Source organism: Streptomyces sp. PsTaAH-124 (genome assembly GCF_000373685.1).
GTDB lineage: Bacteria > Actinomycetota > Actinomycetes > Streptomycetales > Streptomycetaceae > Streptomyces > Streptomyces andamanensis.
The window spans coordinates 1-21,523 of record NZ_KB892179.1 but is presented as its reverse complement, the minus strand read 5'-3'; the positions used below and the strand labels follow the sequence as shown (position 1 = coordinate 21,523).

Sequence of the window (21,523 nt, the reverse complement as noted above, 5' to 3'; positions counted from 1 at the left end):
GCCATCGCGTGTCTGACCGGCGACCCGTGGCCGGTCATTGCACAGGAGGCCCGCGCCCGACTGGCCGAGTGGCCGTCCGACGGGTCCTTCGAGCCATACTGACTCGGCGATCAGACGCGCAGCCAAGCCGAGGCGAGCGGTGCCGAGCATCAGGTGAAGCCACAACGTCAGGCCTCACCGAGGCACGACATATCCATGCCACGGACCGAGTTGCAACTTTCTCCACTGGTTCAAGGCGGCTCGCTCCGCTCCCCGCGCGCGGCCCGGCCCCCGGCCGGGCCTGCGCTCCTGCCTCCGTCCCGCTCCAGCCCGGCCAGCGCCCGTGCCGCGCATACGAGCCACCTGATACCAAAGAATGCGACCGCATATCGTGCCTTGCCCAGCAGGAGCATAGGGGCTGGCGCGACACCCTACGGACGTTTTATTGGGTCGCAATCAATTCCTTGGCTGCGCTGACGAGTCGCGCAGCGCGTTCATCTGAGAATTTCTCAAAGTCATCCTCAAACAAGCTCGCTGGACAGAGGGACTTCTCAAGAATCTTCGGGGTGGCATTCACGTCCATAGTCTGCCGATAGACGCTTGGTGCGACTCCACCGAGTGTCTTGTTGTCCTGAGATGACATAAAAGCGAAGTTCACGAGTGCGTTAATATTTTCCGCCTTCACTCCTTGTTGCTTTAGATAAGCTCTCGGGTAGAGATGATGGAACTCATTTCGATTATAGTTCTGCAGTACTTTCGCCAGCGTGATAGGGGAGCCCGAGACGAAGGACAGAGGCTTTTGTTGCGCAAGCAAGAGCACGAAGGTCCGGGTGCTAACGGTTCCCACCGAGAAGCTCTGATTGAGGAAGTATTCGGAGTCTACCGAGGCCGAGATTTGATCGATGCTGGAGCTTCCGCCCGTCCGCAAGGATACCGCTTCGGCGATGTCGCGATTCATGTTGCGCAGAACACCAGCAGAGTACCGGCGCGAAAAACAAGACCGCCAGAACCATCTGAGAAGCAGCTTGCGCTGCGCCTCTGTGTACTTAACAGCCATGGTCCCGGGAGTTGCAAAGAATACGCTCAGGGCAACAATGAGCGTTGCGTATGGCAGGTTATTCAGAGACTCAACGTTGAGGTTCTTGCGGAGGAAGTCAACAGCTCCCTTGATTCCGTTTTCAATCTCTTGGAAGCGAGTGCGCACCTCCGACCCATTCAGGCCGATCAGGGCGGACGGGGATGCGTCGTGCGCAATGATGGCGGCACAGCAGCGCAGTAGCAGGTTGGTGTCCTCCCCTACGTCTTCAAAGCCAAAGGGGCGGAGATCCTCGGCTAGATCATTGAAGCGCTCTTGCAGATCGAATTCTTCGCTCCATGTCCACGCGGAGAGCAACTGGAGAGTGTCCAGTTCCACACCCATCCGGTTGACTCGTTCGAAAACAATAGCCACCTTTGCTCGATTGTCAGTCGCGATGGACTGAACTGGAATCGTAGCTTCCTTAAATTCTGCCTGAACTTTGTCGATCAATTCAAGCTTTTCAGCGTCAAGGTGCCCGGTAGCTTTCCTGTATGCGGTGACATTGAAAAACGTTCCGATGGGGAAGTGTTTTTCGGGGTCAACCTTCCCGTCCGGCAGGGCAAGGAATTGACTCTCCTGAAGGTCAGGCGAGGCTTCAAAATCGAAATAGATCTTATTCCATTCGACGGGCTCTTGCGGCGTGATATCTGATTGAAAAACGCCAAAAATTGAAGTCAGGCGCTGCTGTCCGTCTAGAACGTAGTCAATTGGGTAGTCGGGGTCATTCTGGGGCAAGATGAAAGGTCCGAGTTGGCGTTCTGATTGCAACTGTTCCTTGGTTCGCCACAAGATCAATGCACCGAACGGGTACCCTTTGTAAATTGAATCCATCAAGTAAGCGACGCGCTCGGAATCCCACACGAATCCGCGCTGGAAAGCGGGAATCCGAATGGATCCTGACGTGGCCTGGTCGATGACCTTGCGAATTGACAGTCCGTCCAAGTTTTTCGCCCCCAAAAATGAGCGAGCGGAGGCCCCCGCTCGCGTTCCGCCCCTAGAGACCTCGAAGTCACACCAAGGTCGTAACGACGCTAGACGGCACGAGGGAGCACAGCAAGCAGAACGCCCGAACTACCCCACCCTGCTCGCTCTCACGGTGGGGACCAAGATTCGCGGCAACTCTCGGTGGTCGGCCGTCGCGACTGCTCTGGCCGAAGAGGAGCAGCGTGGCTGAGGCCGGTCGGGGTGCAGCGAGGCATACGCGCGCATGGTCGGTCGACGCACCCGCCGTCGTGGCTGACTGTCGTCGGCTGAGGTTCAGACGGGTCGCAGTGAGGGCGCCGGCAGTCAGTCAGGTCCGGCCGGACTGGGCCGTCTCTGGGCCGTCCGAGGCCGCTCGACAGTGGCCAAGGACGATAAACGACGACCACCGGAGGCACGAACCCACTACTCCTGAGCAGGAAAAACGCAGCTCACCAAGATCCCCGGCAAGACCCAAGGCAAGAAGAAGTAGGCCCGGCGCTTCAAGGCCCCTGCCTGCGGGTTCTTCCGCCTGATAGAGGGCTTTTCGTCAGGGGACGGTGTCGGCGAGCCACGTGCGCCAGACATGCCGGGTGTTGGGCGCCCCGGGACGGTCGAGCAGCCACAGTACGTAGCTCGCGTGACGCCGTGCCGCAGGGCTCTCCGAGCGCTGCGCCTCGCGGAGCCTGTCGCGCAGCTCGTCTCCGTCCACCGCGCGGGCCACGCGCACGTATTCACGGTCCTTGCACCGGTAGGTCCGCTGGACGGCCAGCACGACCAGATCTATGAGTTTCCCTCTCAGGTACTGATCGTGGTCGGTGGCGGCGGACAGGTCCCGGAGCAGAGTCTGCTTCGTGCCCCACGCCTTGGCGTGCTCCGTCCACTCCTGCGGATAGCGTGCCTCCCACTCCAGGAAGAGCAGCGCGAGGGGCAGCCCCGCCCATGCGCCGATCGCCCCGCGGTCATACCTGCTCCCGCTCCACAGCGCTCCCGGAAAGCACCGGCCGACGGCCTCGCGTTATGCCCGCCAACTGGACCTGAACCGAAGCCTGGGAAACCAGCCCTCGTGCAACCGGCCATACACTGCGTCGGCCTCCGAACAGGCTCGGGCATGACGCTGAAGGGCGGCAGCGCGCTCAGCGGGGACCGGCGATGCGAGCCTGTGGGCCCAGGCCGGATCCTCGACCCACTTATGGTCGTCGTCGCTGCCCTTGCCTGCCGCTTCTGTCACGGGTCAGATCATCCCGTGAGAGGGACATGGATCTTCTACTGAATATGTCCGGCTCCGCTCGGGAAGGCGCTACCGCGGCAGAAGAACGCACCGCACACCGCGAGCGACCCGACCAACTGCCCTCGCTACGCTCGGCTCGTGAGCGAAAGTGCCCGAATCCTGGCGAACCACCGAGTCCACGTCCTCCCCGTCGTCTTGGCTCTGGCCAATCCGCCGTGGCAGCGGAATGTATGGCTCGACCCGTCGACGTTCGAGAATCTGGACCATGTCTTCCACACCCTCTTCGACGACTTCTGCGACGCGGACGAGCCGGAGCGGTTCCTCGGTGTCAGCTTGCGGACCGACGAGGAGGTCGCCCTGATGAGAGAACTCGGCGCCGTGCTCAACGCCGCGGCAGCGGAGGCGCCCGACGACACCGACGCGCAGCACCTGCAGGCATCCGTCTGGCCGGAAGTCGTGGCCGTGGCCGGCCGCCTCGCTCAAGTGATGGTCGCGAACGACCTCAAGGAACTCACCGCGCTGCTCGACGAAGGGGTGGGCCACGCCTGAATCCGAGCCAGGCTGTACGCCGGCCTCAACGAGATGAAGTGTCAGCGAGTCCCGATGTCTGGGCCCTGCTCTCGGTCCTGTCGTGACCGGAGGCTCAGTGCGCTGTGCCAGCGAGCGGCACCGGTCTCCCATCGGCTGAGAGGCGGATTTGAACCCATGGACGACGAGACGGTCATCATCAGGCTCACGAGAGACCAGGCATTCGTGCTGTCGGACTGGCTCTATCGAGGGATGTTCGTGTCCGACGACCTAGCGGAGATCGTCCACGACCCAGCCGTCTGGTCGCCGATCCACGCGATATCGGGAGCGCTGGACAAGACGCTGACCGAGATCTTCATGGGCGATTACGACACCCGCCTCGAAGCAGCCAAGAGCCGTCTCCGTCCAGAACCGGACGATGATTCCGAAGCATGGACGGAACCGAAGGGGACCGGCTGAACGAGACCCGGGCCGGCGTCAGATACCGTTCGCCGGACCGTCCACGCCCATTCCCTCAGCCAGCCGTAGCAACGCTTCGGAGGGCGGTCGGCCCATGAGCAGCAGATCAGCCGCGAGTTGCGCGTGCAGCAGAGCTGATACAGCATCGTCCGCCTGTCGGCCCTGGACAGGCAGGGTCGGGCTCCGTGGCGGAGAGATACTGGTCCCGCTCAGCGAGGAAGTGGCGGATGTGGTCCTTCGACTCATATTCCCGGAAGGCGTTCTCGTCCCGGTACAGCTCGTAGATCATGCGCTCCAAGGGGCGACCGTCGACACGCGCACGGCACAGATCACCGTTCCGGGGCTCGTACGCACGGAACGTACGAGGTTCTTCCTCTGTCGGCGTCCACGTCGGCAAGCAGTTCCAGGGCGCCGCTATGTGTCTGAGCACCGTACGAAAGCGCACCATGCGAAAAGTGCGGATTCGCCTTCCTGGTATCCGCAAGCGGGCGCATGACGTTCCGCTTGACGCTCACCGTCTCTCCGCTGGCCGACGACATGGGGCGACCGACCTCCGAGCGCACGACACCAGTGAGCCTCAGGGTGAGCTGCCCCAAACGATCCGGTCGGCGGCGGCAGTGGTCGCGGCCACTGACAACGGGCTTGTTCAGTGGCTGCGGAGGCTGGTGCAGTCCGGGCAGTCGGGACGGTCGGGGGAAGGTGCGGTTGCCCGACAGTCAGTCGGTCAGCCGTTCGGCGAGGGTGAAGCGTTCCTTGAACAGGCGGTGCCGCTCGCAGAGGGGGTGGGGGTCCCAGCCCCACATCTGGCCTTCGGGGCTGCGGAGATCGACGTACCACCAGATCGCGCAGCCCAGGGTCGCAAGGGGGACGATGTGGAGGGGCAGGGGGAAATGGTCCGTGGACGTCGGCGTCGGCGTCGAACGGAGGCGGTAGATGTCGAGGAGGGACGCCTCTTCGCTGAAGTACCAGCCGACGTCGGTGAGGGAGACCACGCTGCCGTCGACGCCGAAGCCGCGGTTGGCCGCCTCGCAGTAGAGCCTGCGCAGGAGCGGCGTCGGTTCGTTCGCCTGGGCGAAGTCGCGGAGGGCGGGCTGTCCGCCCGCGCCCGTCCCCAGCCGCCCCCTCCGGACCGCTCAGGCCCCCACATACTCCGCCAGATGCTCCCCCGTCACCGTCGACCGCGCCGCCACCAGTTCCGCCGGGGTTCCCTCGAAGACCACTCGGCCGCCGTCGTGGCCGGCGCCGGGGCCGAGGTCGATGAGCCAGTCGGCGTGGGCCATGACGGCCTGGTGGTGTTCGACGACGATGACGGACTTGCCGGAGTCGACGAGGCGGTCGAGGAGGGCGAGGAGCTGGGTGACGTCGGCGAGGTGGAGGCCGGCGGTCGGTTCGTCGAGGACGTAGACGCCGCCCTTGTCGGCCATGTGGGTGGCGAGCTTGAGGCGCTGGCGTTCGCCGCCGGAGAGGGTGGTGAGGGGCTGGCCGAGGGTGAGGTAGCCGAGGCCGACGTCGGACATGCGCCGGAGGATGCGGTGCGCGGCCGGGGTGCGGGCCTCGCCCGTGGCGAAGAACCGCTCGGCCTCCTCGACCGGCATCGCCAGCACCTCGCTGATGTCGCGGCCGCCGAGGTGGTGGTCGAGGACGGATGCCTCGAACCGCTTGCCCTCGCACTCCTCGCAGACGGTGGCGACCTGGGCCATCACGGCGAGGTCGGTGTAGATGACGCCGGCGCCCTTGCAGGTGGGACAGGCACCCTCCGAATTCGCGCTGAACAGGGCGGGCTTGACGCCGTTGGCCTTGGCGAACGCCTTGCGGATCGGGTCCAGGAGTCCGGTGTACGTCGCCGGGTTGCTGCGCCGGGAGCCGCGGATCGGGCTCTGGTCGACGGAGATCACGCCTGCTCCGGCCGGGATCGAACCGTGTACCAGTGAGCTCTTGCCGGATCCCGCGACTCCGGTGACCACGCAGAGCACGCCGAGCGGCACGTCCACGTCGACGTCGCGCAGGTTGTGCGCGCTCGCGCCGCGGACCGGGAGGGTGCCGGTGGGCTCGCGCACGCTCTTCTTCAGGGCGGCCCGGTCGTCCAGGTGGCGCCCGGTGACGGTGCCGGCGGAGCGCAGCCCCTCCACCGTGCCCTCGAAGCAGACCGCCCCGCCCGCCGTGCCCGCGCCGGGACCGAGGTCCACCACATGGTCGGCGATCGCGATGACCTCCGGCTTGTGCTCGACGACCAGCACCGTGTTGCCCTTGTCGCGCAGCCGCAGCAGCAGCTTGTTCATGCGCTGGATGTCGTGCGGGTGCAGACCGGTGGTGGGCTCGTCGAAGACGTACGTCACGTCGGTGAGCGAGGAGCCCAGGTGGCGGATCATCTTCACGCGCTGCGCCTCGCCGCCGGAGAGCGTGCCCGCCGGGCGGTCCAGGGAGAGGTAGCCGAGGCCGATCTCCACGAACGAGTCCAGGGTGCCCTGGAGCGCGGTCAGCAGCGGCGCCACCGTCGGCTCGTCCAGGCCCCGCACCCAGTCCGCGAGGTCGCTGATCTGCATCGCGCACGCGTCCGCGATGCTCACCTCCCCGATCCGCGAGGCGCGGGCCGCCTCGCTGAGCCGGGTGCCCGCGCACTCGGGGCAGGCGGTGAAGGCGACCGCGCGGTCCACGAACTCCCGGATGTGCGGCTGCATCCCCTCCCGGTCCTTGGCCAGCATCGACTTGCGGATCCGCGGGATCAGGCCCTCGTACGTCATGTTGATGCCCGCGATCTTCATTCTGGTCGGCTCGCGGTGCAGGAAGTCGTGCAGCTCGGCCGCGGTGAACTCGCGGATCGGCTTGGCGGGGTCGTAGAGGCCGGACTCGCTGTAGAGCCGGTGGTTCCAGCCGCCCGACTTGTAGCCGGGGACGGTGAGCGCGCCCTCGGCCAGCGACTTCGTCTCGTCGTAGAGCTGGGCGGGGTCCAGGTCGGAGACCGTGCCCCGGCCCTCGCAGCGCGGGCACATCCCGCCGGTGATGCTGAAGCTGCGGCGCTCCTTCACGGTCTGTCCGCCGCGCTGGACGGTGACCGCGCCCGCGCCGCTGATCGAGGCGACGTTGAAGGAGTACGCCTTCGGGGAGCCGAGGTGCGGGCGCGCGAGCCTGCTGAAGAGGATGCGCAGCATCGCGTTGGCGTCGGTGGCGGTGCCGACCGTGGAGCGCGGGTCGGCGCCCATCCGCTGCTGGTCGACGACGATCGCGGTGGTCAACCCGTCGAGCACGTCGACCTCGGGCCGGGCCAGGGACGGCATGAAGCCCTGCACGAAGGTGCTGTACGTCTCGTTGATCAGCCGCTGCGACTCGGCGGCGATCGTGCCGAACACCAGGCTGCTCTTGCCCGAGCCGGACACCCCGGTGAACACCGTCAGCCGTCGCTTGGGGATCTCTACGCTCACGTCCTTGAGGTTGTTCTCGCGCGCGCCGTGCACCCGGATCAGATCGTGCCGGTCCGCGATGTGCGGTGCGGACGATGCGGACGGTGCGGACGGTGCGGGGGGTGAGGGAGATGCGGGGGATGAGGGGGAGGCAGGCGGTACGGGCGATGCGGGCGACACGGGCCCACGGTCACCGGTGCCGCCGTCGTCCGTCCTCGTGACCGTGCTGCTCATCGCGTCTCCCTCTGTTCCTTCTCTGTGCGCCGTGCCTGCACCCGCGTCCCTCGCCGCGGCTCCCTCGTCACCGTAGCCGCGGCCCCGGCGGGCGCGCTTCTCGATTCCGGATCGGTTCCGGAGGCCGCCCCGCCGCGGGCCCCGGACATACGAATGCCCCTGCCCGCGGTACGCCGCGAGCAGGGGGCCGGGCCGCCGGTCAGCGGTGGTGGTGGTGACCGGGGTGCGGGGCGCGGTGGGTGTCGTCCCAGCTGAGGGAGTCGACGGAGCGCCGGTGGTCGTTGCGGAGGGTGGCGGTGTCGCGGCGGTCCCAGACCGAGGTGCGGCGGTCCTGGTAGAGGTCGCGGTGGGTGTCGTGGCCGTAACCGGTGTGGACGCGGACCGTGGCGCGGCCGTCGAGGCGGTAGTGGCGGAACGTGTAGGTGTGCCCGTGCTGGTCGGACAGGGTCCACCCGTCGAGGTTGACGTCGCGGCGGGTGTTGTTGGTGATCTCCACCCACTCCGTGTTCAGCACCCGCTCGGAGCGGTGGCCCCGGGTCGGGTGCTGGTCGGCGAGGTGGACGTCGCTGATCACCACGCCCTGGCGGTGCGCGTGCGCGGGGTGGTCGGCCGCGGCGGCGGGCAGCGCGGCCACCGCGAGCAGGACCCCGGCCGCCACGGCGGTCGCGGTCAGCCGACGGGCGGTCGAGGAGAGGGGAGCGGAGACGGACACGGACACAGGTTCTCCCTGCTGGTGCGAGGTGGGGCGGTACGGCGGCCGGGTGGCCGCGCGGCTCACACCCTTGTCCGGTTTGCGGGGAGATCGATGTGATACACGCACCCTGTTACCGATTGGCCATGTTTCTGTGACTCTCGGCTGTAGCGCCCAAGCAGGTGGCGGAGGGCCCGTGCCGGTGGGCTGCCTGCGGCGCGGGCCCCTCCGGCCGGTCCGCGCCGGAGGGCGTCACTCCAAAGTGAGTAACAGATCCAAAGTCAACAGATCCATGGCGCGGGGCCCCGGCGTCCTCCGCCGGGGCCCCGCGCCGGGTGTCCCGTCAGCCGCACTGGCAGGGGCCGCCCGACTGGCAGCCGCAGCCGCAGCCCGAGCCGCAGCCGCAGGCGGCGAGGAGCGGGAGGCTCCGTGGCTCGGCTACGGGCTGCTCGGTCTCGCGGCTGCCGGTGGGGTCGGGCGCGGTGCTGGGGGATTCGGACATGGGTCCCTCCTTCAGGCTGGTGCCTTCGCCCATTCCATGCCCGCTGTGCTGGGCGCATCAACGGCGCACGGTGGCTCGTTCCCGCCGCGGTACCTCATCCCGCTGTCCCGCGTGCCGCCGCCGTCCCGGCCGTCCCCGCCGCCCCTCAGGCCCCGTCGCCCCTCAGGCCCCGTCGCCGCTCAGGCCCCGTCGACCTTCGGCACCGACGTGACGTCCTGCTGGAGCTCGTCGGCGTGCTCGCCCGTGACCAGGTAGACCACCCGCTTGGCCACCGCCACCGCGTGGTCGGCGTAGCGCTCGTAGTAGCGGCCGAGCAGGGTGACGTCCACGGCCGTCTCGATGCCGTGCTTCCAGCGGTCGTCGATCAGGTGCTGGAAGAGCGTGCGGTGCAGCAGGTCCATCTCGTCGTCGTCCTGCTCCAGCTGGAGGGCCAGGTCGACGTCCTTGGTGACGATCACCTCGGCGGCCTTCGCCATCAGGCGCTGGGCGAGCTGGCCCATCTCCAGGATGGTGGCGTGCAGGTCCTGGGGGACCCCGCGCTCCGGGAAGCGCAGCCGGGCCAGCTTGGCCACGTGCTGGGCCAGGTCGCCCGAGCGCTCCAGGTCCGCCGACATCCGCAGCGAGGTGACGACGATCCGCAGGTCCGTCGCCACCGGCTGCTGCCGGGCCAGCAGGGCTATGGCCCGAGCCTCCAGGTCGTGCTGGAGCTCGTCGACCTTCTGGTCGGCCTCGATCACGCTCTCGGCCAGCTTCAGATCGGCGTCGAGGATGGCGGTCGTGGCGCGTCCGATGGCCGACCCGACCAGCCGGGCCATCTCCACCAGTCCGTCGCCGATCGAGTCCAGTTCCTCGTGGTACGCGTCCCGCATCTTCGTTCCCTCTCGTGCGTGTTCGTCGGGGTTTGCAGGGGGTGCAGGGGCGGCGGTCCGCCGCCGGCGTCCGGCCGACGGCGCCCGGCCCGTCCCGTGTGACGACCGGCGGTGCGAACCCCACGCTCCCACGGTCCGGCCCGTACGCGTCCGTTTCCGTCACCTCAAGTGAACCGTCGCTGGCTCCAAGGTGAACTCTGGGCGACGAGTGTTCGAGGTCGCACCCGGACGGGTGGGGGCACGTCGTCCGCCATGCCTAACCTGGTCGCATGGACGTGAACGCGGCGGTCGCCGCAGCATCAGCGATCGCCGGAGTGCTCACCGGCGTCATCGCCGTGCTGGCGTTCCGCTTCAGTGAACGGGAGCAGAAGCGTCCGACGCGTACCTCGCTGCACACCGACGCGGTGCTGCCGCCCGGTGTGGACACGGTCCTCTCCGTGCTGCGCTCCTCCGCCGTCGTCCTCGACGAGGCCGACGCCGTCGTCAAGGCCAGCTCCGCCGCGTACGCCCTCGGGCTGGTCCGCGGCGGCAAGCTCGCCGTGGAGCCCATGCTCCAGATGGCCCGGGACACCCGCCGGGACGGGGAGATACGGCAGGTCGAGCTGGACCTGCCGCGACGCGGCACCGGACGCGGCGAGGCCCTGGCGGTCTCCGCGCGCGTCGCGCCGCTGGGCTCGCGGCTGGTGCTGCTGCTCGTCGAGGACCTCACCGAGGCGCGCCGGATCGAAGCCGTACGGCGTGACTTCGTGGCGAACGTCAGCCATGAGCTGAAGACACCCGTCGGCGCTCTCTCCCTGCTCTCCGAGGCCGTCATGGACGCCTCGGACGACCCCGAGGCGGTGGAGCGCTTCGCCGGACGCATGCAGATCGAGGCGACCCGGCTGACCAACCTGGTGCAGGAGCTGATCGACCTCTCCCGGGTACAGAACGACGACCCGCTGGAGGACGCCGAGCCGGTGCGCGTCGACGAGCTCGTCGCCGAGGCCATCGACCGGTGCCGCCACCAGGCCGGCACCAAGCAGATCACCATGGCCACCGGCGGGACCGGCGACCTCAGGGTCTGGGGCAACCGCGGCCAGCTCGCCGCGGCGCTCGGCAACCTCGTCGAGAACGCCGTCAACTACTCCCCGGCCCGCACCCGCGTGGGCATCGCCGCCCGCCGGATCACCGTGCCGGGCGGGGACCTCATCGAGATCGCCGTCACCGACCAGGGCATCGGCATCTCCGACAAGGACAAGGAGCGCATCTTCGAGCGTTTCTACCGCGTGGACCCGGCCCGCTCGCGTGCCACCGGCGGTACCGGACTCGGCCTCGCCATCGTGAAGCACGTGGTCGCCTCGCACGGCGGGGAGGTCACCGTGTGGAGCGCCGAGGGACAGGGCTCCACCTTCACCCTGCGGCTGCCCGAGGCGGCAGCGGCCCGTGAGGCCCGCGACCGGGACCGCGCGCACCAGCACCCCGACCTCGACGAGGAGACCGGGCCCGAAGACGGCCCCGGCACCGACCTCGCGGCCGCGTCCGAGTCCGAGCCCCGTCCCGGGTTCCGGACCGGCACCGACACCACCTCGTCCCGGGCCTCGTCCCCGGCCTCACCCCCGGCCTCACCCCCGGCGCCTCCGTCATCGCGGACGCAGGCGTCGTCGTCCCAGACATCACCGTACGAACCGCTTCCCGCCCCGGAGGTCCTTCCGTGACCCGAGTGCTCGTCGTCGAGGACGAGGAGTCCTTCTCCGACGCCCTGTCGTACATGCTCCGCAAAGAGGGCTTCGAGGTCGCCGTGGCGGCCACCGGGCCCGACGGGCTCGACGAGTTCGAGCGCAACGGCGCCGACCTCGTCCTCCTCGACCTGATGCTGCCGGGGCTGCCCGGCACGGAGGTGTGCCGCCAGCTGCGCGGCCGCTCCAACGTCCCGGTGATCATGGTGACCGCCAAGGACAGCGAGATCGACAAGGTCGTCGGCCTGGAGATAGGGGCCGACGACTACGTGACCAAGCCCTTCTCCTCCCGGGAGCTGGTCGCCCGGATCCGCGCGGTGCTGCGCCGGCGCGGCGAGCCGGAGGAGGTCACCCCGGCGGCCCTGGAGGCGGGCCCGGTCCGCATGGACGTGGACCGGCACGTCGTCACCGTCTCCGGCTCCAAGGTCGACCTGCCGCTCAAGGAGTTCGACCTGCTGGAGATGCTGCTGCGCAACGCCGGCCGGGTGCTGACCCGGATGCAGCTCATCGACCGGGTCTGGGGCGCCGACTACGTGGGCGACACCAAGACGCTCGACGTGCACGTCAAGCGGCTGCGCGCCAAGATCGAGCCGGACCCGGGCGCCCCGCGCTACCTGGTGACGGTCCGCGGCCTCGGCTACAAGTTCGAGCCGTAGGCCATAGGCCATAGGCCGCAGGCCGCAGGCCGCGGTCCGAAAGCCGTGGGCCGCGGTTCGCAGGCCGCGGCGCCGCAGACGGCAGTCAGGCCGGTACGCCGAAGGGCGGCACCCTCACGGAGAGGGTGCCGCCCTTCGGCGTACGTCGTACTGCCGCCTACGAGGCCGAGCCGTCCGGCGTGCCCGCCTCGCCCGTGCCCACGCCCGACCCGTCGGCCGAGTCCGAGCCCGAGCCCGTGGTCTTGTCGCCCTTGCCCGAGGAGTCCGAGGAGCCCGAGGACTTCGGGGACTCGGAGGACTTCGGGTTCTTCGAGGAGTTCGCGGACCCCGAGGACGACGGCTTGCCCGTGGTGCCCGTGGCCGGGGCGCCCGGCGCGGCCGGGATGTTGCTCGGGCCCCACTTGTCGAAGTAGCTCGTGGCCGGGACCACGAAGGCGCGCAGGCTCACGTCACCGGACTTGCTGAAGGTGAAGGTGATCTTCTGCGCGTTGCCGTCCTTGACCACCGGGCCGGGGTTGGTCAGCGCGGCGGAGGCGTTGCCCTTGCCGCCGACGACGACCGAGCCCTGGGCCGGGACGGTCAGCTTGCCCGAGCCCTTGGCCGGGGTGATCTGCGCGGTGCCGCCGCCGTCGACGCGGATCGCGTCCAGCGTCTGCGGGGTGGTGCCGCTGTTGAAGAGGGTCATCGAGACGACGGCCGGACCCTTGGACTGGGAGCCGGGCTGCGTGATGATCACCGCGTTCTGGACCTCGATGTCCCCGACCTTGGTGGCCGCGTTGTCCGGCTTGACCTCAAGTGTCTGGGCGTTGTTGCCGGCGCCGCAGGCGGCGAGCGAGGCGATCGAGAACGCGATGGCGGCGGCGGCGAGGGCGCCGCGTCGAAGGCTGCTGCTCACGGCGGCGGCAACTCCTTGAACGTGGGCGGTACAGGGCGACTTCCTTATAAAGCCGTCCTAAGCGTCTGTCAGCGGCCTTAGGTTACCGAGCCGTTCCCACGGCCCCGCACCCGACCCGCCCCCTGTGCCTCCCGAGGCACCCGGACACCGCTCCCGCACGGCCGCCGGGGGCGCCCGGAGGGAGCCTTGTCACACCCCGTCCGGGCCCCTGCCGCGCCCTCCGCCCCCGGCCCCGCCCTCCGTGTCGGCCCCGGCCTCGCCCTCCGTGTCGGCCGCAGCGCCGCCCGCCATTCACATAAGTGACGTCCGCCATACCCGCCCGCCATACGCGCACCGCCATACGTGGCTCCAAAGAGCCATAGGCGCGGTCATACGGGCCGTCATACACATCGCGATACGCCCGCCCGCTTACCCGCCCGCGATACCTCGCGCACACCCCCTGCTTAGAGCCTGCTTAGACCGTGGTTAGCGCCCTCTAAGCGCCTCTCTTACGCGTCGTCTTACGCGCGGTCTTAGCGGTGCCGATCCGCCGTACCCGATCTTCCTGGATTTTCCGGTGCCGTAATGCGCGGCCGCGGCCGAAATTGATCACCGGCCGCCGCGGGTGTCGCCCACCGGCCGTGATCAATTCCGGATTCGTGCCTCCCGCGCCCCGCCCGCACCGAACGGAGTAGCGGAAGTCGCGCATCTGGAACCCGACAAAACGGGACGTTCGACCGTTCGGACGGACGGTCGGAAGTGTGTAACGTACGCGTTTCGCCCCGTGCGGAGAGCCCCTCCGACCTGCGCATACCTGCCCGCCACCGGCCCGCGCACCCCTTCCGAAGCACGTTCCGGTTGCTGTTGTCAAGCCCCGAGATATGCCCTGACCTGCGAAAACGCCATTCAGAAGACGCCGTATCCGTGTTACCCTGGATAGCCACGGAAGGGGTACCTGTCACATGACGTTCAAGGTTGGCGACACCGTGGTCTATCCCCATCACGGGGCCGCGCTGATCGAGGCTATCGAAACTCGCCAGATCAAAGGCGTGGACAAGACCTACTTGGTGCTGAAGGTCGCCCAGGGTGACCTGACGGTACGTGTGCCAGCGGACAATGCGGAGTTCGTCGGCGTGCGTGATGTGGTCGGTCAGGACGGGCTGGACCGGGTCTTCGAGGTGCTGCGCGCTCCGTACGCCGAGGAGCCCACGAACTGGTCGCGTCGTTACAAGGCAAACCTGGAGAAGCTCGCCTCCGGTGATGTCATCAAGGTCGCGGAGGTCGTGCGCGACCTGTGGCGCCGGGAGCGCGAGCGCGGTCTCTCCGCCGGTGAGAAGCGCATGCTCGCCAAGGCCCGCCAGATCCTGGTGAGCGAGCTGGCGCTCGCGGAGAACACGAACGAGGACAAGGCAGAGGCTCTGCTCGACGAGGTTCTCGCGTCCTGACGCGGGGCTTCCCGACCGACGACCGGAACCGGATCACCGGAGCGGGGCACCCCGACACAGGCGGACGCCCATAGCTGCGCGACTGTTCGGTTCAGCAGTTCAGCACGGTGTGCGGCAACAGTGAAGTGCAGTGGCATCAATGACATGCCGCAGTGTCCGATCAGGCGACCGAGGTCGCCGGGCGCTGCGGCTTCGTCATGTCCGCGTCCCGCCGCACCCGAACCCGCACCCGCGTCCCGCGCGCATCCGCACCCGCGTCTCGCGCCCGTCCACGGCGACGGCGCGCGGTGCCGGCCTGCGCCGACGCCCAGGGCGACGCGCTCCGCCCGGAACCCGGACGGCCCTGCGAGAGGAAGATCCCCCCGATACTCTGTGCCGGGCCCATGCAGTCGGCTCGGCCGGGGTCACGGAAGGGTCCGGCCGCCGTGCCGCGCCCGGCACGGTGAGGCCATACCCACGCCGAGCCGGAACACAAACCTGACAGGAACCGATGTCTGACGATTCGCGTCCTTCGCCCGCGGGCGCCCGGCCAGGGGCCCCCGTCGCCGTCGTGATCCCGGCCGCCGGCCGGGGCGTGCGTCTCGGTCCGGGCGCCCCCAAGGCGCTGCGCACGCTGAACGGCACCCCGATGCTCGTCCACGCGGTGCGCGCCATGGCGGCCTCCCGCGCCGTCTCCCTCGTCGTCGTGGTCGCTCCGCCCGACGGCGCGGGCGAGGTCACCTCGCTGCTCGACGCCCATGCGCTCCCCGAGCGGACCCGCTTCCTCGTGGTGCCCGGCGGCGAGTCCCGCCAGGAGTCCGTCCGGCTCGGGCTCGACGCGGTGCCGCCCGGCCACGACGTCGTCCTCGTGCACGACGCGGCCCGCCCGCTGGTCCCCGTGGAGACGGTGGACGCGGTGATCGAGGCCGTACGCGAGGGCGCCGCCGCCGTCGTACCGGCCCTGCCGCTCGCGGACACCGTCAAGGAGGTCGAACCGGCCGCCGGTTCGGGCGCGCCCGAACCGGTCCTCGCGACCCCGGACCGCTCGCGGCTGCGGGCCGTGCAGACCCCGCAGGGCTTCGACCGGGCGACGCTGGTGCGGGCCCATGAGACCGTCACCGACGACGTGACCGACGACGCGAGCATGGTCGAGCAGCTCGGCGAGCCGGTCGTGGCCGTCCCGGGACACGAGGAGGCCTTCAAGGTCACCCGCCCGCTCGACCTCGTGCTCGCCGAGGCGGTCCTGGCCCGCAGGAGGCTCACCGATGGCTTCTGAGACCACCCCCGAGATCGCCCCGGGCTTCCCGGACACCGCCCCGGCCACCGACCCGGCCGCAGGCGCGGACACCGGCGCGGACACCGGCGCGGCCCCCCGGGAGGCAACCGCCCCGGCCGCTCCCGCGGCCCCCGCGGACGGCGCGCTCCCCCCGCTGCCCCAGGTCGGCATCGGCACCGACATCCACGCCTTCGAGGACGGCCGCGAGCTGTGGTGCGCAGGTCTGAAGTGGGAGGGCGAGGGACCGGGCCTGGCCGGGCACTCCGACGCGGACGTCGTCGCGCACGCCGCGTGCAACGCGCTGTTCTCGGCCGCCGGGCTCGGCGACCTCGGCCAGCACTTCGGCACCGGGCGGCCGGAATGGTCGGGCGCGTCCGGTGTCACCCTGCTGACGGAGGCGGCACGCATCGTCCGCGCCGCCGGTTTCCGGATCGGGAACGTGGCCGTGCAGGTCGTCGGCCCCCGTCCGAAGATCGGCAAGCGGCGCGCGGAGGCGCAGCGGATCCTCTCTGAGGCGGCCGGAGCCCCGGTCTCCGTCTCCGGGGCCACCACCGACGGGCTCGGCTTCCCGGGCCGCGGCGAGGGACTGGCGGCGGTGGCCACGGCGCTCGTGGTGCGGGTGAGCTGAGCGCGTGCGAGGGTATCCGGAGAGTCACCGCCCGGCCGTGCGGCGCCGGCGGTGACCGAAGGTCCGCCTCCCGGAGGGTGCCCCATGTCCGCCGAACTGTCCCCCCGTCTCAAGAACCTCCTCGACGGCACCGTCTTCGTCGTCGTCGGCACCGTCCAGCCCGACGGCAGCCCGCAGCTGTCGCCGGTCTGGGCGAAGCGGGACGGCGACGACGTCGTCATCTCCACCACCGCCGACCGCCGCAAGGCGCGGAACATGCGGCGCGACGCCCGCGTCAGCGTCGTCGTCCAGGACCCCGCCTCGCCGTACGAGTACGCCGAGATCCGCGGCACCGCCGAGATCAGCACCGAGGGCGGCCAGGACCTCATCGACGAGCTGTCGGTGAAGTACACCGGCAAGAAGTACGCGGAGTTCAATCCGTCCGCGGCCCAGGACGCCGAGCGCCTGGTCGTCCGGATCCGGCCCCGCAAGGTCGTCGGCGGTATCTGACGGGCCGCTCCCGCGGACCGGGTCACCGCTCCCCTCGGTCACAAAAGCACGGACCTTGCGGGAAACGGGCGCGAGGCACTGCCCTTCGCCCACTACCCTGGAGTGGTGACCATTCGCCTGTACGACACCAGCGCCCGGCAGATCCGTGACTTCACCCCGCTCAAGCCGGGTTGTGTCTCGATCTACCTGTGTGGTGCCACCGTGCAGGCGGCCCCGCACATCGGGCACATCCGGTCGGGTCTGAACTTCGACATCATGCGCCGCTGGTTCGCCCACCGCGGCTACGAGGTGACGTTCATCCGCAACGTCACGGACATCGACGACAAGATCATCGCCAAGGCGCGGGAGCAGGACCGCCCCTGGTGGTCCATCGGGTACGCCAACGAGCGCGCGTTCAACGACGGTTACACCGCGCTGGGCTGCCTGCCGCCCACCTACGAGCCCCGCGCCACCGGCCATGTGCCGGAGATGACCGAGATGATGCGCACGCTCATCGACCGCGGCCACGCCTACGCGGCCGACGGGAACGTCTACTTCGACGTGCGCTCCTTCCCCGGCTACCTCCAGCTGTCCCGGCAGGAGCTGGACAATCTGCGCCAGCCGGCCGCCGACAGCGAGACCGGCAAGCGCGACCCGCGGGACTTCGCGCTCTGGAAGGCGGCCAAGCCGGGCGAGCCGACCTGGCCCACGCCGTGGGGCGAGGGCCGTCCGGGCTGGCACCTGGAGTGCTCGGCCATGGCGCACAAGTACCTGGGCAGCGCCTTCGACATCCACGGCGGCGGCCTGGACCTGATCTTCCCGCACCACGAGAACGAGATCGCCCAGTCCAAGGCGTACGGCGACGAATTCGCGCGGTACTGGGTGCACAACGCCTGGGTGACCATGGCGGGCGAGAAGATGTCCAAGTCACTGGGCAACTCCGTGCTGGTCTCGGAGATGGTCCGCCGGTGGCGCCCGATCGTCCTGCGCTACTACCTGGGCACCCCGCACTACCGCTCGACCATCGAGTACAGCGAGGAGGCCCTGCGCGAGGCCGAGTCGGCGTTCGCGCGGATCGAGGGCTTCATCCAGCGCGTGGTGGAGAAGACGGGCCCGGTGGAGCCGTCCGCCGAGGTGCCGCCCGCCTTCGCCGAGGCGATGGACGACGACCTCGGCGTCCCGCAGGCGCTGGCCGTGGTGCACACCACGGTCCGGCAGGGCAACAGCGCGCTCGCCGCGGACGACAAGGAGGCCGCGGTGGCCCGGCTCGCCGAGGTGCGGGCCATGCTCGGCGTCCTCGGCCTCGACCCGCTGGACGAGCACTGGGCGGCCGGTGACGGCGAGAGCGGCGAGGACCTGCACGGCGTCGTCGACACCCTGGTCCGGATGGTCCTCGACCAGCGCGAGGCGGCCCGCGCCCGCAAGGACTGGGCCACCGCCGACGCCCTGCGCGACCAGCTCGGCCAGTCCGGACTGGTCATCGAGGACAGCCCGCAGGGCCCGCGCTGGAGCCTCGGCCCGCGCTGACCCGCGCCCCGGTACGCCCGGCCGCGCGCCGGCCGCCGGGGACCCCGTTGTGCCGTCCGGCCGTCCGGGCGGCACACTTCATAGACGTAGGAGACGTACGCGGCAGGCGTACGCACGACGCTTTCGACAGACAGGTAGGTCATGGCCGCTCACAACCGCCGCATGTCCGGCAAGAAGGGCGCGCAGGTCGGCAGCGGCGGCCAGCGGCGCCGCGGCCTGGAGGGCAAGGGCCCCACGCCCCCCGCCGAGATGCGCAAGGGACACGCCAAGCAGCGCGCCGCCCAGGCGAAGGTGCGCCGCAGCCAGGGCCGCCCGCCGCAGCGCCGCGGCGGCCGTTCCGCCTCGGAGCTGGTCGTCGGCCGCAACCCGGTCGTCGAGGCGCTGCGCGAGGGCGTGCCCGCGACCACGCTGTACGTCCAGCAGTTCATCGACAACGACGAGCGGGTCCGCGAGGCGCTCCAGCTCGCGGCCGAGCGCGGCGGGCTCAACCTCATGGAGGCGCCCCGCCCCGAGCTGGACCGCATGACCAACGGGCTCAACCACCAGGGCCTGGTCCTCCAGGTCCCGCCGTACGAGTACGCCCACCCCGAGGATCTGGCCGCGGCCGCGGCGGACGCGGGCGAGGACCCGCTGATCGTCGCCCTCGACGGCGTCACCGACCCGCGCAACCTCGGCGCGGTCGTCCGCTCCGTCTCGGCCTTCGCCGGGCACGGCGTGGTCGTCCCCGAGCGGCGCGCGGCCGGGATGACCGCCGGTGCCTGGAAGACGTCCGCGGGCACCGCCGCCCGGACTCCGGTGGCCCGCGCCACCAACCTCACCCGCGCCCTGGAGGCGTACCAGAAGGCGGGCATCACGGTCGTCGGCCTGGCCGCGGACGGCGAGGCCGAACTCGGTGACCTGGAGGCCCTGGGCGGTCCCGTCGTCATCGTCGTCGGCAGCGAGGGCAAGGGCCTGTCCCGGCTCGTCGGCGAGACCTGCGACATCCGGGTGCGGATCCCGATGCCGGGCGGCGCCGAGTCGCTGAACGCGGGCGTCGCGGCCGGGATCGTCCTCTACGAGGCGGCCCGCAGGCGCGCCTGAGCGCGGGGCCCGGCCGGGACGCGGTCCGCACGCGGACCCGGCCCGGCCTGTTCTCGTACGCGCGTGCGTGTGTTCACCCGGCCGGGCATATCCGTCCGTTCGGGGCAAGCTTGACGCGGTCCGGACAGATCCGACGGGTCAAGGCAGTGTCCTAACACCCCATCACTCGGTTAGATGAGTGTGGACACCAGAACACCCCGCACACCCACGGGGGACCGCTCGTCGGGCTACGACGACGCTCCCGCGCTGAGCATGGTGAAGGTGCCGAGCGATCCGGCGCAGGTCATCGTCACTCACGCGAGCTTCCGCGTGCAGCTGGGCGCCGCGTCGCGGCGCACCCTGTCCCCCCGCCTCGCCCGGCACCCGAGCGTCACCGACCCCGCCGTGCGCGTGCCCGCCGCCGGGGCGGCGGGCCGGGCCGCCCCGCGCCGGCCGCTCGTGTGGAGCGGCCGCTCCGCCCCCGACGACACCGGCGCCCACCGGCTGCTCCAGGCCGTGCGCAGCGGCAGCGTCCGCTACACCGAGGACCCGTCCGCCGACGCCGGAGCCACCCAGGTCATCCCGCGCGTCGACGCCGCCCCCGGCTACGGCGGCTACGACGACCTCGACCGCACCGTCGAGACCCCCGTCGTCGGCGCCCAGCGCTCCCCGGAGCCCGGCGAGACCCGGCTGCTCCCGCAGATGCGCAGCTCGGGCAGCGCCTACGAGGAGCAGTATGGCGAGCCCGCGTACGACACCCGCCCCGCCGCGGGCGCCGCCGGACCGCCCTACGGCCACCCCGGCGGCGGCCTCGCCGCCGACACCGGCGGCTACGGCTACGACGAGGACGCCACCCGCGACGCCCCCGCGCCCGGCACCCGCCGCCGCGGTAGGCGGCACGGCGACGACCCGGCCCGCCACGCCTACTACCCGGGCCGCCGGATGAACCTCGGCGTGGTCCTCCTGCCGCTGCGCATCTTCCTCGGGTTCGTCTCCCTCTACGCCGGCATGGGCAAGCTGTGCGACCCGCTCTACTTCGACGGCGGCAAGCGCGGCTCCATGGTCAAGTGGCTCACCTCCCTGCACCCCTGGGAAGTCGCCGAGCCGCTGCGCCAGTTCGCCCTCCAGCACCCGGTGGGCTCCGGCCTCTCCATCGCCTTCCTCCAGGTCATCGTCGGTGTCCTGACGGTCCTGGGCTGCTGGCAGCGGGTCGCCGGGGTGGTCGGCGCGCTGCTCTCCGCCGCGATCGTCGTCACCGTCAGCTGGCGCACCGTCGCCGTCTACGACACCCCGGACATCATCTTCCTGGCCGCCTGGTCCCCGCTGATCATCGCCGGTGCCCCCGTCTACTCCGTGGACGGCCGGCTCGCCGCGTCCGCCTGGCGCCGCCTCGGCCCCCGCGCCGACCTGTGGGACCTGCGCCGGTACGTACTGCGCCGTGGCGCCCTGATCACCGTGGTCGTCGCCGGGCTCACCCTGCTCGTGGGCGCGCTGCTCGGCGGTGCGGTCCGCGACGCCGACCGGGTCGTCGTGCCCGGCCCCGGCGAGTCCCCGCGCAACGAACTGCCCGGCTCGCCGCTGCCGAGCAGGCCCGGCACCGGCGCGGGCACCGGGCACAGCGGCTCCCCGTCGGCCTCCACCTCGCCCAGCCACCGCGGCACGTCCGCCGGGCCGACCGGCGGCCCCGCGGCCACCCCGGGCGCCACCCGCGGCAGCGGAGCCACCACCGGCGGCGCGCCCAGCCAGACCCAGGGCACCACCGGCCACGTCCCGCCGCGCCACTCCGCCCCCGTCCAGCAGGCGCCCAGCACCAGCGCAGGCCCCACCTCCGGCGGCTCGGCCTCCGGCGGCACCGGATCCGGCGGCTCCGGCGGCGGCGACACCCAGCCCTCCGGCTCGGGCGGCGGCAGCTCGTCCTCCACGGGCCAGCCCGGACTGGTGGGCGGTCTGCTCGGCTAGGACCTGTC

At 70.3% G+C, this 21,523-nt stretch carries 19 protein-coding genes; 11 read left to right on the top strand and 8 right to left on the bottom strand.

All coding sequences use genetic code 11. The features are described 5' to 3' along the window. Positions 1 to 421: 421 nt before the first annotated feature. Together B086_RS43025 and B086_RS45585 are read right to left on the bottom strand one after the other, a co-directional pair. Complete coding sequence (locus B086_RS43025; protein ID WP_086024259.1) at positions 422 to 1,999, bottom strand: GmrSD restriction endonuclease domain-containing protein; 1,578 nt, start codon at positions 1,997 to 1,999, stop codon at positions 422 to 424. Positions 2,000 to 2,567: 568 nt separating this feature from the next. Beyond that, positions 2,568 to 2,792, bottom strand: a complete 225-nt coding sequence (locus tag B086_RS45585) for a hypothetical protein (RefSeq protein ID WP_018568753.1) — start codon at positions 2,790 to 2,792, stop codon at positions 2,568 to 2,570. Positions 2,793 to 3,386: 594 nt separating this feature from the next. On the opposite strand from B086_RS45585, the gene B086_RS0122830 reads away from it, so the two are divergent. Together B086_RS0122830 and B086_RS0122825 are read left to right on the top strand one after the other, a co-directional pair. Continuing rightward, entirely contained in the window at positions 3,387 to 3,797 is a 411-nt protein-coding gene (locus B086_RS0122830) for an SCO4402 family protein (RefSeq protein ID WP_026252676.1), read from the top strand. A 156-nt stretch (positions 3,798 to 3,953) separates the two neighbouring features. Further along, entirely contained in the window at positions 3,954 to 4,235 is a 282-nt protein-coding gene (locus B086_RS0122825) for a hypothetical protein (RefSeq protein ID WP_018568751.1), read from the top strand. A 716-nt stretch (positions 4,236 to 4,951) separates the two neighbouring features. On the opposite strand, the gene B086_RS40560 is transcribed toward B086_RS0122825, so the two are convergent. The 5 genes from B086_RS40560 to phoU form a co-directional block, all read right to left on the bottom strand. Continuing rightward, positions 4,952 to 5,227 (bottom strand): hypothetical protein, encoded by a 276-nt coding sequence (locus tag B086_RS40560; RefSeq protein ID WP_018568750.1) that lies wholly within the window; start codon positions 5,225 to 5,227, stop codon positions 4,952 to 4,954. A gap of 141 nt (positions 5,228 to 5,368) precedes the next feature. Then, the gene (locus tag B086_RS0122815) at positions 5,369 to 7,714 is read right to left on the bottom strand and encodes an ATP-binding cassette domain-containing protein (protein ID WP_026252675.1); all 2,346 of its coding nucleotides are present in this window, start codon (positions 7,712 to 7,714) and stop codon (positions 5,369 to 5,371) included. A 352-nt stretch (positions 7,715 to 8,066) separates the two neighbouring features. Then, positions 8,067 to 8,585 (bottom strand): lamin tail domain-containing protein, encoded by a 519-nt coding sequence (locus B086_RS40555; protein WP_018568748.1) that lies wholly within the window; start codon positions 8,583 to 8,585, stop codon positions 8,067 to 8,069. Positions 8,586 to 8,901: 316 nt separating this feature from the next. Continuing rightward, the gene (locus B086_RS45065; RefSeq protein WP_018568747.1) at positions 8,902 to 9,060 is read right to left on the bottom strand and encodes a hypothetical protein; all 159 of its coding nucleotides are present in this window, start codon (positions 9,058 to 9,060) and stop codon (positions 8,902 to 8,904) included. A gap of 179 nt (positions 9,061 to 9,239) precedes the next feature. Next, positions 9,240 to 9,929, bottom strand: a complete 690-nt coding sequence (gene phoU, locus B086_RS0122800; RefSeq protein ID WP_018568746.1) for a phosphate signaling complex protein PhoU — start codon at positions 9,927 to 9,929, stop codon at positions 9,240 to 9,242. Positions 9,930 to 10,198: 269 nt separating this feature from the next. On the opposite strand from phoU, the gene B086_RS0122795 reads away from it, so the two are divergent. Both B086_RS0122795 and B086_RS0122790 read left to right on the top strand, forming a co-directional pair. Next, positions 10,199 to 11,623 carry a sensor histidine kinase gene (locus tag B086_RS0122795; protein WP_018568745.1) on the top strand — a complete coding sequence of 475 codons (1,425 nt, stop codon included), beginning with the start codon at positions 10,199 to 10,201 and terminating at the stop codon, positions 11,621 to 11,623. After that, positions 11,620 to 12,300 (top strand): response regulator transcription factor, encoded by a 681-nt coding sequence (locus B086_RS0122790; RefSeq protein WP_010358452.1) that lies wholly within the window; start codon positions 11,620 to 11,622, stop codon positions 12,298 to 12,300. Before B086_RS0122795 ends, B086_RS0122790 begins: the two co-directional genes overlap by 4 nt. 157 nt (positions 12,301 to 12,457) lie before the next feature. Here B086_RS0122790 and B086_RS0122785 read toward each other — a convergent pair whose 3' ends face one another. Continuing rightward, a complete protein-coding gene (locus B086_RS0122785; protein ID WP_018568743.1) occupies positions 12,458 to 13,195 on the bottom strand; it encodes a hypothetical protein in 738 nt (245 codons plus the stop codon). Positions 13,196 to 14,136: 941 nt separating this feature from the next. Between B086_RS0122785 and B086_RS0122775 the strand changes: the two genes are divergently transcribed. The 7 genes from B086_RS0122775 to B086_RS0122745 all read left to right on the top strand — a co-directional run bounded on the left by B086_RS0122775 (position 14,137) and on the right by B086_RS0122745 (position 21,515). Further along, positions 14,137 to 14,619, top strand: coding sequence for a CarD family transcriptional regulator (locus tag B086_RS0122775; protein ID WP_003953493.1), 483 nt, complete (start codon positions 14,137 to 14,139; stop codon positions 14,617 to 14,619). Between the two features lie 490 nt (positions 14,620 to 15,109). Next, positions 15,110 to 15,874, top strand: coding sequence for a 2-C-methyl-D-erythritol 4-phosphate cytidylyltransferase (gene ispD, locus B086_RS0122770; protein ID WP_026252674.1), 765 nt, complete (start codon positions 15,110 to 15,112; stop codon positions 15,872 to 15,874). Positions 15,875 to 16,028: 154 nt separating this feature from the next. Beyond that, a complete protein-coding gene (gene ispF, locus B086_RS0122765) occupies positions 16,029 to 16,502 on the top strand; it encodes a 2-C-methyl-D-erythritol 2,4-cyclodiphosphate synthase (protein ID WP_026252673.1) in 474 nt (157 codons plus the stop codon). Positions 16,503 to 16,586: 84 nt separating this feature from the next. Beyond that, positions 16,587 to 16,991, top strand: coding sequence for a PPOX class F420-dependent oxidoreductase (locus B086_RS0122760; RefSeq protein WP_018568739.1), 405 nt, complete (start codon positions 16,587 to 16,589; stop codon positions 16,989 to 16,991). Positions 16,992 to 17,096: 105 nt separating this feature from the next. Further along, positions 17,097 to 18,497 (top strand): cysteine--tRNA ligase, encoded by a 1,401-nt coding sequence (gene cysS, locus B086_RS0122755; RefSeq protein WP_018568738.1) that lies wholly within the window; start codon positions 17,097 to 17,099, stop codon positions 18,495 to 18,497. Between the two features lie 141 nt (positions 18,498 to 18,638). Beyond that, positions 18,639 to 19,577, top strand: a complete 939-nt coding sequence (gene rlmB, locus B086_RS0122750; RefSeq protein ID WP_018568737.1) for a 23S rRNA (guanosine(2251)-2'-O)-methyltransferase RlmB — start codon at positions 18,639 to 18,641, stop codon at positions 19,575 to 19,577. Positions 19,578 to 19,751: 174 nt separating this feature from the next. Next, the gene (locus tag B086_RS0122745) at positions 19,752 to 21,515 is read left to right on the top strand and encodes a DoxX family protein (RefSeq protein ID WP_106436136.1); all 1,764 of its coding nucleotides are present in this window, start codon (positions 19,752 to 19,754) and stop codon (positions 21,513 to 21,515) included. The last annotated feature ends 8 nt before the right edge of the window (positions 21,516 to 21,523 follow it).